At 72.3% G+C, this 13,900-nt stretch carries 10 protein-coding genes; 7 read left to right on the top strand and 3 right to left on the bottom strand.

Features of this window, described 5'->3' with window-relative positions:
* Positions 1 to 360 precede the first annotated feature (360 nt).
* From FDP22_RS05045 to FDP22_RS05020, 6 genes are all read left to right on the top strand, one after another.
* Positions 361 to 1,539: a MotA/TolQ/ExbB proton channel family protein gene (locus FDP22_RS05045; RefSeq protein WP_138575600.1), complete on the top strand. Its 1,179-nt coding sequence runs from the start codon at positions 361 to 363 to the stop codon at positions 1,537 to 1,539.
* 7 nt (positions 1,540 to 1,546) lie between these two features.
* On the top strand, positions 1,547 to 1,939 hold the full coding sequence (locus FDP22_RS05040) for an ExbD/TolR family protein (RefSeq protein ID WP_239031869.1): 393 nt from the start codon (positions 1,547 to 1,549) through the stop codon (positions 1,937 to 1,939).
* On the top strand, positions 1,936 to 2,307 hold the full coding sequence (locus FDP22_RS05035) for an ExbD/TolR family protein (protein ID WP_138575599.1): 372 nt from the start codon (positions 1,936 to 1,938) through the stop codon (positions 2,305 to 2,307). Before FDP22_RS05040 ends, FDP22_RS05035 begins: the two co-directional genes overlap by 4 nt.
* A complete protein-coding gene (locus tag FDP22_RS05030) occupies positions 2,304 to 3,335 on the top strand; it encodes an energy transducer TonB family protein (protein ID WP_138575598.1) in 1,032 nt (343 codons plus the stop codon). The genes FDP22_RS05035 and FDP22_RS05030 overlap by 4 nt, the downstream gene beginning before the upstream one ends.
* A gap of 668 nt (positions 3,336 to 4,003) precedes the next feature.
* Complete coding sequence (locus tag FDP22_RS05025; protein ID WP_138575597.1) at positions 4,004 to 5,176, top strand: alpha-D-ribose 1-methylphosphonate 5-triphosphate diphosphatase; 1,173 nt, start codon at positions 4,004 to 4,006, stop codon at positions 5,174 to 5,176.
* 184 nt (positions 5,177 to 5,360) lie between these two features.
* Positions 5,361 to 7,691, top strand: coding sequence for a mechanosensitive ion channel domain-containing protein (locus tag FDP22_RS05020; RefSeq protein ID WP_138575790.1), 2,331 nt, complete (start codon positions 5,361 to 5,363; stop codon positions 7,689 to 7,691).
* 289 nt (positions 7,692 to 7,980) lie between these two features.
* Here FDP22_RS05020 and FDP22_RS05015 read toward each other — a convergent pair whose 3' ends face one another.
* The 3 genes from FDP22_RS05015 to FDP22_RS05005 form a co-directional block, all read right to left on the bottom strand.
* Positions 7,981 to 8,352, bottom strand: a complete 372-nt coding sequence (locus FDP22_RS05015) for a hypothetical protein (RefSeq protein ID WP_138575596.1) — start codon at positions 8,350 to 8,352, stop codon at positions 7,981 to 7,983.
* A gap of 337 nt (positions 8,353 to 8,689) precedes the next feature.
* Positions 8,690 to 9,772: an FAD-binding oxidoreductase gene (locus FDP22_RS05010; RefSeq protein WP_205910840.1), complete on the bottom strand. Its 1,083-nt coding sequence runs from the start codon at positions 9,770 to 9,772 to the stop codon at positions 8,690 to 8,692.
* 5 nt (positions 9,773 to 9,777) lie between these two features.
* On the bottom strand, positions 9,778 to 11,016 hold the full coding sequence (locus FDP22_RS05005; RefSeq protein ID WP_138575595.1) for an aromatic ring-hydroxylating oxygenase subunit alpha: 1,239 nt from the start codon (positions 11,014 to 11,016) through the stop codon (positions 9,778 to 9,780).
* A gap of 681 nt (positions 11,017 to 11,697) precedes the next feature.
* On the opposite strand from FDP22_RS05005, the gene FDP22_RS05000 reads away from it, so the two are divergent.
* Entirely contained in the window at positions 11,698 to 13,896 is a 2,199-nt protein-coding gene (locus tag FDP22_RS05000; protein ID WP_138575594.1) for a TonB-dependent hemoglobin/transferrin/lactoferrin family receptor, read from the top strand.
* Positions 13,897 to 13,900: the final 4 nt, after the last annotated feature.

The raw sequence follows: 13,900 nt of genomic DNA, 5'->3' as shown, positions 1-13,900 counted from the left end.
AATTTCAGATGTTTAATAATTTTAGCGACCTGCTGCACCCGCGAAACCCCTTCGCAGACAGTCTTGACAGTTTTTATCGGATTTGCGTAACCGGCGAAAGACGGGCCGCATGCCGGGCCGGAGGGGGAGGGCTGCGAGGCCCTTTCGCTTCCGCCACGGCCGGCCCGGCGCGGCGCAGCACCGCCGCCTGGAAGGAGCCGAGATTGGTCATGGCAGGAAATCCCACCGGGCCGCAGGCAGGCCGCATGGTGTCCGCGAGAGCGGACGCCGGCTGCGCCATTGCCTGCCGCGCACCGGGGGCCGGGCCGGCACCGCTCCGCTTCGCATCCCTCCTCCTCTTTCCGTTCCGGGAGAACCGCCATGGAGCCTGAAACCACCCCGTCGACCCTCCCGCAGCCCCCGTCTGCCGACAGTTCCGCCGGGCAGCCCGTCCAGGCGCCTGCCGGTGCACAGGGCCCGGCGAGCGGCCCGGCCGCGCCCGCGCCGGCCGGCAGCGCGCCGGCGGCGGAGGCTCCGACAGTCGCCCCGGCGCCCGAAGCGGCGCCGGATGCCGGTGCGACGCCGGCCGCCCAGGCCGCGCCCGAAGTGCCAGCTTCGGAGGCCTCCGGCCTTCCCGCCAGCCCGGAGGCCGGCGGCGCGGCGCAGCCCGGGCCCCTGCCGTCCGACACGGCGCAGCCCGGTTCCGGCGCGCTTCCGTCCGGCAGCGAGGGGGCCGGCGCGCTCCCCGCCGGGGACGCTGTCCAGGCGGGTGCCGGACAGGCGGGAGACGCGGCGCAGCAGGGTCTCGACGCTCTCGCCGGCACGCCCGGGGCGGGCGACGCCGTGGCGAGCGCGGATCCGAGCCTGGTGCTGCCCGGCGGCATCGACATCAGCCCGGTGGCCGATTCGCTGGACTTCATCATCGCCGGCGGCCCGGCCATGTGGGCGATCGGCGCGCTCTCGGTGCTCACCTTCGCCCTCATCCTCTGGAAACTGCTGCGCTTCTCGGTGAGCGGCATCTGGCGCCGCCGCCGGGCCGAGACCGCGCTCGCCCTCTGGCAGGACGGCCGCGACGCGGAGGCCCTCACCGTGGCCCGCGGCGGCCACGGCATCCTGACCCGCTTCGTGCGCGGCACGATGGACCGGGCCTCGGCCCTGCCGGACGCCGCGGCGCGCGAGCAGACCGAGAGCCACGCGATGGACCTGCTCCACGAGGCCCGCAGCGGGCTGCGCGCGCTGGATCTGATCGCCACCATCGCCCCGCTGCTCGGACTGCTGGGCACCGTGCTCGGCATGATCTCGGCCTTCCAGGCGCTGCAGGAAAGCGGCGCGCGCGCCGACCCCTCGGCGCTGGCCGGCGGCATCTGGGAAGCGCTGCTGACCACGGCGGCCGGCATGGCCGTCGCCATCCCCGCCACGGCCGCGGGCAGCTGGTTTGAGGCGATTCTCGCGCGCACCGGCCGCGACATGGAGCGCACGGCCACGCTGGTCTTCACCCGGCGCCCGCCACCGCCGCGCGCGGCACACAGCCCGGTTCAGAGCCGGCTCGCAGCGGAGTAACCGCCCCGTGGCCTTCGATTTTTCCGGTCAGCGCGCCCCGAAGCGCATCAGCCTCACGCCGATGATCGACGTGGTGTTCCTGCTGCTGGTGTTCTTCATGCTGGCGGCGCGCTTCGGGGCTGACAGCGCGATCTCGCTGAAGGCCGCCGGGCGGGACGCGTCCGGCTATCAGGGGGCGCCGCGCCTCGTGGAGCTGCGCCCCGGCGGGCTCACCCTCAACGGCATCGCCGTGACGCGCGAGGACCTGGCCGCCCGGCTCGCCCCCCTGATGCCGACACCGGACGCACTGGTGGTGCTGCGCGCGCGTGACGGCGCCGAGGTTCAGGGGCTGGTCGACGTGATCGAGACGCTGAAGGCCGGGGGAATCACCACGCTCGCCCTGGCGGAGGCCCCGGAATGAAGCTTGCCACGCCCCCGAAGGAGCCACCGCGCGAGAGCATCGTGCCGATGATCAACGTGGTGTTCCTGCTGCTGATCTTCTTCCTGATGACCGCCACGCTCACCCCCCCGGAGCCGCTGCAGGTGGAGCCCGCGCGCTCCGACACCGCCGAGCCGGGTGAGGCGAAGCCGGTCATCTTCCTGAACCGGGACGGCGAGATCGCCTTTCGCGATGTGCGCGGGGATGCGGCGATCGCCGCCGCGGCCGCTGAGGGGGCCGGGCTGATCCGCGCCGATGCGGCCGCGCCGGCGCAGGCCGTGGCCCGGCTGCTCGGCGCGCTGCAGGCCGCCGGCCTGTCCGACCTTTCGCTCGTGACGGTGCCGCGATGAGACTGAAGCTCGATTTCGCCCTGTGCATCGTCGCGGCGCTGGGCCTGCACGGCCTGTTGCTGTGGCGTGACGATGGCGCCAGCCGGCGCGACGCCGGGGAGGGCGGCGAGAGTGTCGTCACCACCGTGGCGGGCTCCGAGGTCGCCTCGCTGGTGGAGGAGTGGGACCAGGCGCCCGAGGCGGTGACGCCCCCTGACGCGCCCCTGGCCGAGCCCGCGCCGGAGACCCCGCCGGAGATGGACATGGCCACCGCCGAACCGGTGGTGCGCGCCGCCCCTCCGGCCGTCACGCCGCCGCCGCCGCCCGTGGAAGCCCCGCCGGACGCGGCCCTGGCCGCCGCGCCGCCACCGCCGGCCGCGGACCCCTCCGCCCCCGGCCTGCCGGACCCGGTGACGGACCCGGACGTGGCCCTGTCGGAGGCCACGCCCGTCGCGCCGCGCCCCGACCAGCCGCGCCGCCCCGATGCGCCGACCCCGCCGGAGCCGGTCTTCGAGGCGCCGGACACCGCCGCGCCGCCGCAAAGCGCCGTTGCGCCGCAGGTGGCCGAGGCCCCGCCGCAGCGCCCAGAGCGGACCGCGCCCAAGGCGGTGCGCAAGCCCGCGCCCCAGCAGCAGGTCCGGCCCACCGCCACCGCGCGCACCGGCAGCGCCGCGGCGCCCTCGGTGGCCGGGCAGGGCGAGACCAACCAGCGGGCCCGCGGCACCGATGCCGTCACCGTCTCCGCCGCAGAGCGCGACCGGATCGCCTCGCTGCGCGCGCAATACGCGGCGGCGGTGCGCTCCTCCATCGCCCGGAACCAGCGCCACCCGCGCTCGGCCCGCGGGGCGGAGGGCGTGGTGAATGTCGCCCTCACCGTGGCGCGCGGTGGGGCGGTCATCTCGGCCAGCGTCCGCAAGGGTTCGGGCGTGAGCGCGCTCGACGAGGCCGCGCTGGACGCCATCCGCCGGGTCGGCACCTTCCCGCGGGCGCCGGACGGGCTGGAGGGCGCCAGCTTCTCCTTCACCATCCCGATGATGTTCCGCCGCTGATCCCCGCGCGCGTGGCGGCACGCCCGGCGCCCTTCAGGGGATTCGCCGGGCGGCCCTCGCCCGCCGCTTCGATCCCGTTCCGCTCCGTGCGAGAGCCTGCGAGCTGGAGAGGGGCGCTGCCGGGGGTGCCTTCGGATGTGCAGATACTCCACGCCCCGGGGCGGCCGGGCTGCCTCCGGGGAGCGGTCGAGGGGCCTGTGGCCCGGGGAGACGCGGCGCGCTGCGGGCGGCGCGGTGCCGTGAGCGTGGCTCCGGTGACGATGCAGGTTGCATGACCTCCGGACCGGTGTCCGCTGCGAGTGACGCTGCCAGGCGAGCGTAGCTCCGGTGAGGGGACAGGTGGCATGACCTCCGGGCCGGCTTCCGCGCGCGTGCTGCTGCCCCAGGGGGGCTCCGGGCACCGCGGACGGCGGGACGACACTTGCACGAGAGCGTGGCGCAGCCGGGCAGGTGGCGCCGGCACGCCCTTCCGGGGGGGGGGCCGGCGTGGCTGCACCGGATATGGCGCGCGCGCCCCTGCCTCACGCCCGGGCGTGTCATGAAACTGTCACCCGGCCGTCGTGAGGGGGTTGCCGCGATGTCGCATGGCGGGGCCCCGGGCCGGCGGAGCTTGCTCCCGCGCTCCGCGCCCCTATCCTGACCTGGCCCCAGACCGGAGACCGCCCCGCATGACCCCGCTCGACACGCCCGCCCCCCAGCCCGACACCGGCGATGACGCCGCCTGTTTCACCCTCTCCAACGCCATGCTGGTGCTGCCGGACCGGGTGCTGGAGGGGGGCCTGCGCATCGAGCACGGCCGCATCGCCGGGCTCACCCGCAGCCCGGGGCGTGACATGGGCGGGGCGTTTCTCCTGCCCGGGCTGGTCGACATCCACACCGACCACGTGGAGAAGCACGTCTTCCCGCGCAGCACCGTGCGCTGGGACATGCTGAACGCCTTCCTCGCCCATGATGCGCAGGTGATCGGCTCCGGCATCACCACGGTGTTCGACAGCCTGCCCGTGGGCGCGGCCCAGCACCGGCCGGAGCGGCGGGAGATCCTCGCCGATCTGGTCGCCGCGCTGGAGGAGGGCCGGGCGCTGGGCCTGTTCCGCGCCGAGCACCTGCTGCACCTGCGCTGCGAGGTGACCGACCCGGCAACCCCCGCGCTGGCCGCCTCGGTCATCGACCGGGCGCAGATCGTCTCGGTGATGGACCACACCCCGGGCGACCGGCAGGTGACCGATATCGCGGACTGGGTGACCGGCATGGCCCGCGACCTGCAGATCACCCTGGAGCGGAGCCGCGAGCTGACCGACGCGCTCCTGGAGCGCTCGGCGCGCGAGGGCGGCCGGGTGCGCGCCGAGGTGGTGGCCCTGGCCCGGGCACACGGCCTGCCGATGCTGAGCCATGACGATGCCAGCCCCGCCCATGTGGCCATGGCGGTGGCCGAGGGTGTCGCGGTGTCGGAATTCCCCACCACCCGGGCGGCGGCGGAGGCGGCGCGGGCCGCGGGCCTCGCCATCGTCGCCGGCGCGCCGAACTACCTCCGGGGCGGGTCGCAGAGCGGCAATGTCGCGGTGCGCGAGCTGCTGGAGGCGGGGCTGGTGGACATTCTCGCCTCCGATTACGTGCCGCGCGCGCTGATCGACGCGGCCTTCGCCATCGCGGCGGACCCGGCCCTGCCGCAGGGCCTGCCGGAGACGGTGCGCATGGTCTCGGAAGCCCCGGCGCGGGCCGCCGGGCTGACGGACCGCGGGCGGCTGGAGCCCGGCCTGCGGGCCGACCTCCTCCACGTTGCGCGCACGCGCGGGCGCACCCACCTGCGCGCCGCCTGGCGCGCGGGGCGGCGCGTGGCCTGACCGGAGGGGGCGCCAAAAGGGGCGCGAACGGTTGCCTCCGGAGGGATGGCCGCTAGTTTGGCTGAAGTAGGAGCGCCGCGACAACGAGCCGGACAAGAGACCGACGAGGACAGTTTTGACCCAGACACATCTGCCGCGGGGGCTGCTTGCAGCCCTGATCACGGGCATTGCCGCCCTGTTCCTGATGCTCCAGGCCCCGGCCATGGCGCAGGACACCCCGGGAAGCGCAGGTCCGGCGACAGAGCAGGGGAGCGGCGCGGCGGGTACCACGGCGGATGCCCGCAAGCAGGCCGGCGCGCTGGTCACCATCCTTCAGGACGAGAGCGCGCGCACCGCGCTGATCTCCGAGCTGCAGCGCATCGCGGAGGCGGACGGGACGGATTCCGCGTCCTCCGCCTCCGCACCGGCGGGGAACGGCGCGGCCGCGGACACCGGGGCCGCCGGGGCGCCGGAGGCGAAGACGGCCTCCGACTCCGGCCCCACCCTCGTGCGCGATTTCGCCGAGTTCACCCGCTCCGCGGCCGAGGACATCGCCGCCAGCGCCGTGACCGTCGGTGAGCGGGTGCAGGCAACCGGCAGGATCTTCTCCGCCCTGAACGCCGATGAGGTGAGCGCGCTGCTCCAGGCGCTCTCCGAGCTGGCCTACACCATCGTCTCCACCGTGGTGGTGTTCCTCGTGCTGCGCTGGCTGGCGCGCGGGCTCTACCGCGGCATGGGCCGGCGCGCGACGCATTCGGCGTTCCAGAAATGGGCCTACCTGCTGGCCTCGGTGCTGGTCGACGCGCTGGTCGTCGCGCTCGCCTGGGCGGCGGGATACGCGGTGGCGCTGCTGCTCACCGGGCAGCAGGGCTCCATCAGCCTCGCGCAGTCGCTCTATCTCAACGCCTTCCTCGCCATCGAGATGGTGAAGGTGGTGATGCGCGCGGTGCTCTCGCCGACCTCGGGCCAGCTGCGGCCGGTGAACATCTCCGACCCGGTGGCGCGCTACCTGTCGCGCTGGTTCGCGGTGATCATCTCGGTGCTGGGCTACGGCCAGCTCCTGCTGCTGCCGATCGCCCGCAGCAATGTCTCCTACGCCGGCGGGCGCGCCGTTTCCGGCGTGGTGCTGCTGGTCACGGTGATCCTGCTGATCTGGATGGTGCTGGCCAACCGCCGCCGCTTCGGCAACTGGCTGGTGGCCGAGGGCCACCGCGGCTCGCGCGGCACCATCCGCCGCTTCATCGCGCGCAACTGGCACGTGCCGGTGCTGATCGCCATCGTGGTGATGTTCTTCGTCATCATGGTCCAGCCGGACCGGCTGCTGTTCCCGGTGCTCTGGGGCGTGGCCAAGGTGCTGCTGGTGGCCGCGGTGGGGATGATCATATCCGACGCGATCACCCGGGCCATGGTGCGCGGCGTGGTGTTGCCGGACACGGTGACCTCGCGCCTGCCGCTGCTGGAGCGGCGCCTGAACAGCTTCGTGCCGAAGATGCTCTTCGTGCTGCGCACCCTCATCGTGCTGCTGGTGATCGGCATCGCGCTGCAGGCGGTGGGCGTGTTCGACCTCGCCGCCTGGTTCGACAGCGACACGGGCGTCCGGCTCACCGGCACGGTGATCAGCGCGCTGGTGATGCTCACCGTCTCCTTCCTGATCTGGCTGGCGATGAACTCCTGGATCGACTACCGGCTGAACCCGGAGTTCGGCCGCCCGGCCACCGCGCGGGAGCAGACCCTGCTCACCCTGCTGCGCAACGCCGCCACCATCGCCATCGTGGTGATCACGCTCATGTTCGTGCTCTCCGAGATCGGGGTGGACATCGCGCCGCTCATCGCCTCGGCCGGCGTGCTGGGCCTCGCCATCGGCTTCGGCGCGCAGAAGCTGGTGCAGGACATCATCACCGGCATCTTCATCCAGTTCGAGAGCGCCATCAACGTGGGCGACGTGGTCACCGTGGGCGGCACCACCGGCTCGGTGGAGCGGCTCACCATCCGCTCGGTGTCGCTGCGCGACCTGAACGGGGTGTTCCACATCATCCCCTTCTCCTCGGTGGACATGGTGTCGAACTACATGCGCGGCTTCTCCGCCTATGTGTGCGAGATGGGCATCGCCTATCGCGAGAGCGTGGCGGACGCCAAGCAGGCCATGCTGGACGGGTTCGAGGAGCTTAAGAAGGACCCCGAGCACGGGCCGCAGATCATCGGCGAGCTGGAGTGGCACGGCCTCACCGCCTTCGGCGACAGCGCCATCATGGTGCGCGGCCGCATCGTCACCCGACCGGGCAAGCAATGGGGCCTGGGCCGGGCCTACAACGAGATCCTGAAGCGGATCTTCGACGAGCGCGGCATCGAGATCCCGTTCCCGCACCAGACGATCTACTTCGGCGAGGACAAGGAAGGCCGTGCCCCCGCCGCCAACGTGCGCCTGAAGGAAATGGCCGCGCCGAACGTGATCGAGGCCAGGGCCGAGCCGTCGAAATCCCCCGACAAGCCGACCCCCAGCGGCCCGGACATGCCGATCGAGGAAGACGAACTCTGACGCAACGCCCCGGGCGGCCCGCCGTCCGGGACGCGTCCCGCCGGGCGGCGGACGATTCGGAGCGGCGCCCGTGTGCCCCCGCGCGGGCGCGACCGGCCCCTCGGCGCGGTGTCGGCCGCCCCTCCGCGTCGCGGCGGGCGCCGCTGCCGTGTGCTGCGGGTGGCGCCTCTTCGGGGGCGCACCTGCCGGAAGACCCGCCGGGCAGGCGGAAGCGCGCGAAAGGGGCTGCGCGGAGATCTCCGTGCAGCCCCTTCGTGTCCGGGCCGGCCGTGGCGGCCGGCAGGCCTGCTCAGCGCAGGGCGGTGTAGCGCAGGGGGAGGATGCGGGCTGACTCGGTCGCCTCGGGCGCCGGGCTGGCAGGGGCCGCGACATCCGGCGCGGCTGCGGCTTCGAGATAGGCGATGAGCCGCAGCGCCTCGCCCCGGAGCGGCGTGTCCGCCAGATGCTGGTCCAGGGCGGCCCGGGCCGCCGCGCTGAGCGACGTGCCCAGCGGCACCACCATCGCCCAGCGGATCATCGCTTCCTCGGCGGTCATTCCCCGGGGCCGCCATTCGGGGCGTATCGGCCGGACATTGCTCTGATCCGGGTCGTCCATGGCCCGGATCAGCCTGGCGAGGGCTTGCCCGACGCGCCGTGCGTCGTCGGGAAGGAAATCGGTCATTCGGGCGCGCTCCTTGAAGGGCTCTTCAAAGGCCCGGGCCGATGCGGGGCCCGGCAGCGCGCGCACGCAGACCGGCCCCCGGGGACCAGCGGTCCGGGGTGGACATGTTGTGCATGTGTCGCAGAGCCGCGCATGGACAGGTGTCTGACGGCGCTCCGCCGGACAGCATGCCGCGCAGGCACACTCCCCGGTTGCAAATCAGAGCGTCATCGTCCGTTATTTTGTGGAAAGCCTGCCCCCCCCGGGGTCGGTCGTCCTGTCATTCCCCACGCGACGAAATACGTCATGCAGGCGGCAGTATGCAGCGCGATGCAGGTGTCGGCAACAGATTCCACGCTCAAACGTCGACTTCCACCCGCCCTATCGGATTCGAGCAGCAGGCGAGGATATGCCCGGACGCAATGTCATCGTCCGAAATCCCGCCATTGTGGACCATGTGCACCTCGCCGGAGAGCTTGCGCACCTTGCAGGTTCCGCACACCCCGAACTGGCAGGCCGAGGGAATGTTGAGCCCGGCGGCCTTGGCGACGGCCAGCACCGTGTCCGTCTCCCGGCAGGCGGCCTCCACGCCGGAGGCGGCAAAGATCACGGCGGCGCGGGAATCCTCGTCGGGGATGACGTCGTCCGGCTCCTCGCGCTCGCTTTCGGCGAGGACGGGGGCGAGGAAGTTCTCCTCGTGGTAATGCTCCATGTCGAAGCCCACGGAGTGCAGGATGTCGCGCACCTCCTGCATGAAGGGCGCGGGGCCGCAGCAGAAGATCTCGCGCTCCAGGTAGTCCGGCGCCATCAGCGGCAGCATGAGCTGGCTCAGCCGGCCGCGGTAGCCGGTCCAGGCCACGTAGGGGTCGTCCTCCTCGATCACGAAGGAGATGTGCAGGTCCGGCAGGCGCTGGGCCATGCGCTCCAGCTCGGCGCGGAAGATGATGTCCGAGGGGCGGCGGGCGGCATGCACGAAGGTGATGTCGGTGTGCGCGCCGTCGTCGTAGAGCCAGCGGGTCATCGACATCATCGGCGTGATGCCCGAGCCCGCGGAGATGAACAGGTACTTCTCCGCCGGGTGGTTGTGGAAGGTGAACAGCCCGCCCGGCCCGTAGGCGCGGAACCTGTCGCCCACCTGCACGTGGTCGAGCATCCACTGCGAGCCGAGGCTGCCGCGCTGCGCCTTCACCGTGATGGCGATGGACAGCGGCCGCGACGGGCTGGAGGACAGCGTGTAGGTGCGCAGCAGCTTCTCGCCCGGGGTGGGCAGCTCGATGGTGATGAACTGGCCGGGGAAATACTTGAACCAGCTGTCGTCGGTGGTCTTGAAGCAGAAGGTTTTCACCCCCGGGGCTTCGGGCAGGATCATCGTGCATTCGAGCTCCTGCGCGTCGGTCCAGAACCGACGCGCATCGAGCGGCTTGAAGTCCTTCCGCGGCATGCGGCTCATTCTGCCGCCACGTGGAGGGCCGCACCCGGCAGGCGGGCGCGCATGGTGTTGCAGTACCAGTCCACGAACTGGGCGACGCCGCTCTCATGGTCCGCGGCATAGGGGCCGGGCTCGTAGGCGGGCGAGCGGATGCCGAGCTGGTTCTGCTCCACCAGGCGGCGGTCCTCGTCATTGGTGGCGAGCCAGACCTCGGTGAGGGTCTTCAGGTCGTAGTCCCGGCCCTCCACCGCGTCCTTGTGGACCAGCCAGCGGGTGGTGACCTCGGTGCGCCCGGCATCCAGCGGGGTGACGCGGAAGGTCACCGCGTGGTCGCCCAGGCAATGGTTCCACAGGGTGGGGTAGTGGAACATCAGCAGCGAGCCGGCCCGCGGGGTGCGCACGCCGCCCAGCGGCAGCGCCACCGCGCGCTTGCCCGACATGGTGAAGCTCTCCGAATCGCGCAGCAGCGGCATGCGCATCACCCGGTACTGGCCGTCCTCCGACAGGCGGAACTTCGAGGGCAGGCCCTCCGCCTCGCAGCGCGCCCAGTGGGCGTTCACCTCGGCATCGCCCTCCACGCCGACAACGCCGGTGAGGGTGGCCGCGTCCGAGTAGGTGCGGCACAGTTCGGGGTGGGAGCCGGCGCAGTGGTAGCACTCGCGGTTGTTCTCCCACACCAGCTTCCAGTTGCCGTTCTCCACGATGGTGGTTTCATGCGCCACCTTCGCCTCTGCGATGCGGTGCGGGGCGAGGTAGGGCTCCACCTCGGCGCGGAAGGCGCTGAAATCCGGGGCCTCGGCGGCGAAGCAGATGAAGACGTAGCCCGAGACGCTCTCGCAATGCACCGGCTTCAGCCCGTACCTGGAGGCGTCGAAGCCCGGGCCCATCTCGCGGGCATAGAGCAGGCGGCCGTCCAGCTCGTAGGTCCACTGGTGGTAGGGGCACACCAGCTTGGGCGCCGAACCCTTGTGGGACTGGCAGATGCGCGAGCCGCGGTGGCGGCAGGAGTTGTGGAAGGCGCGGATCTTTCCGTCGGCGCCGCGCACCACCAGGGCCTCGGCATCGCCCACGCGCCAGGTGAAATGGTCGCCCGCCTTCGGGATCTCGCAGTCATGCCCGGCGAACAGCCAGTCGCGGTGCCAGATCGCCGCCATGTCCTGCGCGAAGATCTCGTCGTCGGTGTAGAAGGGCTGCTCGAGGCTGAAGCCCGTGCGCTGCCGTGCCAGCAGGCCTGCAATCCGTGAAGTGGCGTCCATTGCCCGTGTCTCTCAAGTGGCCGCTCGGGGCCGGGTTGGCATGCGGTCCCCCGAAGCGAGGGGCCGGTTCGGCTGTCGGCCCGGGGGTGCCGGGCCGGGGTGCCGCCGGGGCGGTCCCGGGGCGGAAACGGGCTCCGGCCCGGCCAGGGTGCGGCGCCGGGGCTGGAGGGGAGAGAGCGTTCCGTCGGTTTCCGACCTGTCACGGGCCCGGCAGGATGGCGCTGCGCTCCCACGCAACGCCCTGTCCGGACGGGGCCACATTGCCGCAAGCGCGCCCCGGCCACCTGCCGGAAAGCGACAGGCGATGCAGCGTTAAAGACATGGGCTCCGCCCCGGAGCGGCCCCGCCCCGGGCCCGGTGCCGCCCCGGGGCGGATCGGGGCCCGGCCACGAGGCCCTGCCGCCTGCGCGCCGGCATCGTCGGCGCGGCAGGCCGGGTCCCGCCGGGGCGGAGGCGGGCGCCCTTCCCTGCCCCTCCCCGAGGGGCGACGCCGCCTGCGGGCCGGCAGGGATCTCCCCGTCGGCGCCCTCTCCCCCGCCCCGGGAGCAGCGTCAGCGCGTCGCGGCCGCAGGAAGGTGATTGACGTTTCCGAGAGATTTAGTAAGTTACTCGTGTCGTACCGCCACCCTGTGCACCGGGGAAGCCTCGATCGGTTTTCTCCTTTTCCGCACCGGGCCCCCAATGACCCTCCATTTCGACCAGCGCCTTTCCGCACAGCGCCGTGCTGTCGCCCTTCCGCTCTGCCTGCTTGCCGCAGCCGCCCTTCCGGGCGTCGCGGTCCGCGCGCAGGAGCAGGACCGCGAGATCGCGCTCGACCCGATCATCGTGGAGAACGCCGCGCCCGCCCCGGTGGGGGCGCCGGTGGAGGAGGTGACGGCCGAGCAGATCGCCCGCACCCCGCCGCGCACCGCCTCCGACCTGCTGCGCGACGTGCCCAACGTCACCGCCTCGGAGGACCCGCAGAACCCCGGCGTGAACGTGAACATCCGCGGCCTGCAGGACCAGACCCGCGTGAACATGATGATCGACGGCGCGCGGCAGAACTTCCAGCAGTCCGGCCACGGCTCCACCGCGCTGGTCTACATCGACCCGAACATGGTCCGCGCCGTGGAGGTGGACAAGGCGGTGAACGCCACCGTGGGCTCCGCCGCCACGCTGGCGGGCTCGGTGAACTTCCGCACCCTGCGCGCCGAGGACCTGCTGGAGGGGCGTGACACCGCCGGCGAGCTGATCGGCACCACCGGCACGAACGGCATGGATTTCAGCGGCTTCGCCGCCGGCGCCGCCCGGCTGAACGAGCGGCTGTCGCTGGTCTTCGCACTCAGCCACCGCGAGACGGGCGACTACGAGATCGGCCGCAACGGCTCGGTCACCACCGCCGCCGGCACACCCTTCGATTCGAATTCCGACGTGAGCTTCACCGGCTCGGACAGCTGGTCCGGGCTGGGCCGCGCCACGCTGGACCTGTCGCCCGCCAGCCGGGTGGAGATCGGCTACCTCGGCTACCGCTCCGAGTTCGGCACCGGCGAGGGCGCCTACATCGACGAGACGACGCTCAGCACCAGCACCGGCACGCTGAGCTGGGACTATGCCCCGGACGATGACCTGATCGACCTCTCCGCCAGGCTGTGGATCACCACGCTGGACAGCGACGAGTACCGCCCGCCGCGCCCGAGCTACGATTCCTTCTCGGTGGACTACGCGCTCAACACCTGGGGCGGCAGCCTGTCCAACACCAGCCGCTTCGCCGCGGGGCCGGGGGATGTCGCGCTCACCTACGGGTTCGAGGCCTTCCAGGACAGCACCGGCACCGTCTCGCTCGCCGCCACCCAGGCGGACGACCCGGACAACGTGTGGTTCTCCGGCGCGAACCCGGTGGGCGAGCGCGACGTGGCCTCCGGCTTCCTCTCCGGCCAGTACGACATCGGGCGCTGGAGCCTCTCCGCCGGCCTGCGCTACGATGCCTATTCGCTCAGCGGCACCGCCAGCACCTACGTGCGCAGCACCGATGCCGGCGGCACCCGCACCGGCGGCTACCAGGACGTGGACGTGGACAGTTCCGGCGGCCGCTTCGTGCCCTCCGCCGGCATCGCCTACGAGATCGCCGACGGCCTGCGCCTGTTCACCCGCTACACCGAGGGCTACCGCCCGCCCACCATCATGGAAACGGTGTTCGGCGGCCAGCACATCGGCTTCAACGCCTATTTCGGCCCGAACCCGAACCTGCGCCCGGAGCTGTCGCGCACGTTGGAGGGCGGCCTCACCTGGGAGGGGCACGACCTCCTCCTGCAGGACAGGTTCCGCCTCGGGGCCACGGTGTTCGAGCGCCGGGTGTCGGATTACATCGGCCTCGCCACGGTCTACGGCAGCCCGGCGGGCGGCGACGACCTGTCCTACTCCGCCTACGTGAACTACGAGGGCACCTCGCGCTTCCAGGGCGTGGAGCTCTCGGCGGATTACGACGCCGGCGGCTTCTACCTGCGCGGCAGCCTCGCCACGCTCGATTCCGACATCTCGCAGCGCTACGACGCCTACATCTACGATGACCGCACCAGCCCGGCGGAGGGTTCCACCCAGGCCAGCGTCGTGCCGCCGGACCTGCGCTGGTCGCTGGAAGGCGGGGTGCGGGTGTTCGACCGCGTGGTGGAGCTGGGCGGGCGCGTCACCCATGTCTCCGCGTCGGAGAACGACCTGTCGAGCTACAACCTCGACGCCTTCACCACATTCGATCTCTACGGTTCCTGGCAGATCACCGAGACGGCCGCGCTGCGCCTCTCGGTGGAGAATCTCACGGACGTGGCCTATGTCGACCCGCTCGGCAGCTCGGCCTACCCGGCGCCGGGGCGCACCGCCTCGCTCACGCTGCACATGAAGTTCTGAGCCG

This window comes from Paroceanicella profunda (genome assembly GCF_005887635.2).
Classification (GTDB): Bacteria; Pseudomonadota; Alphaproteobacteria; order Rhodobacterales; family Rhodobacteraceae; genus Paroceanicella; species Paroceanicella profunda.
This window is presented reverse-complemented; position numbering and strand designations above follow the sequence as displayed.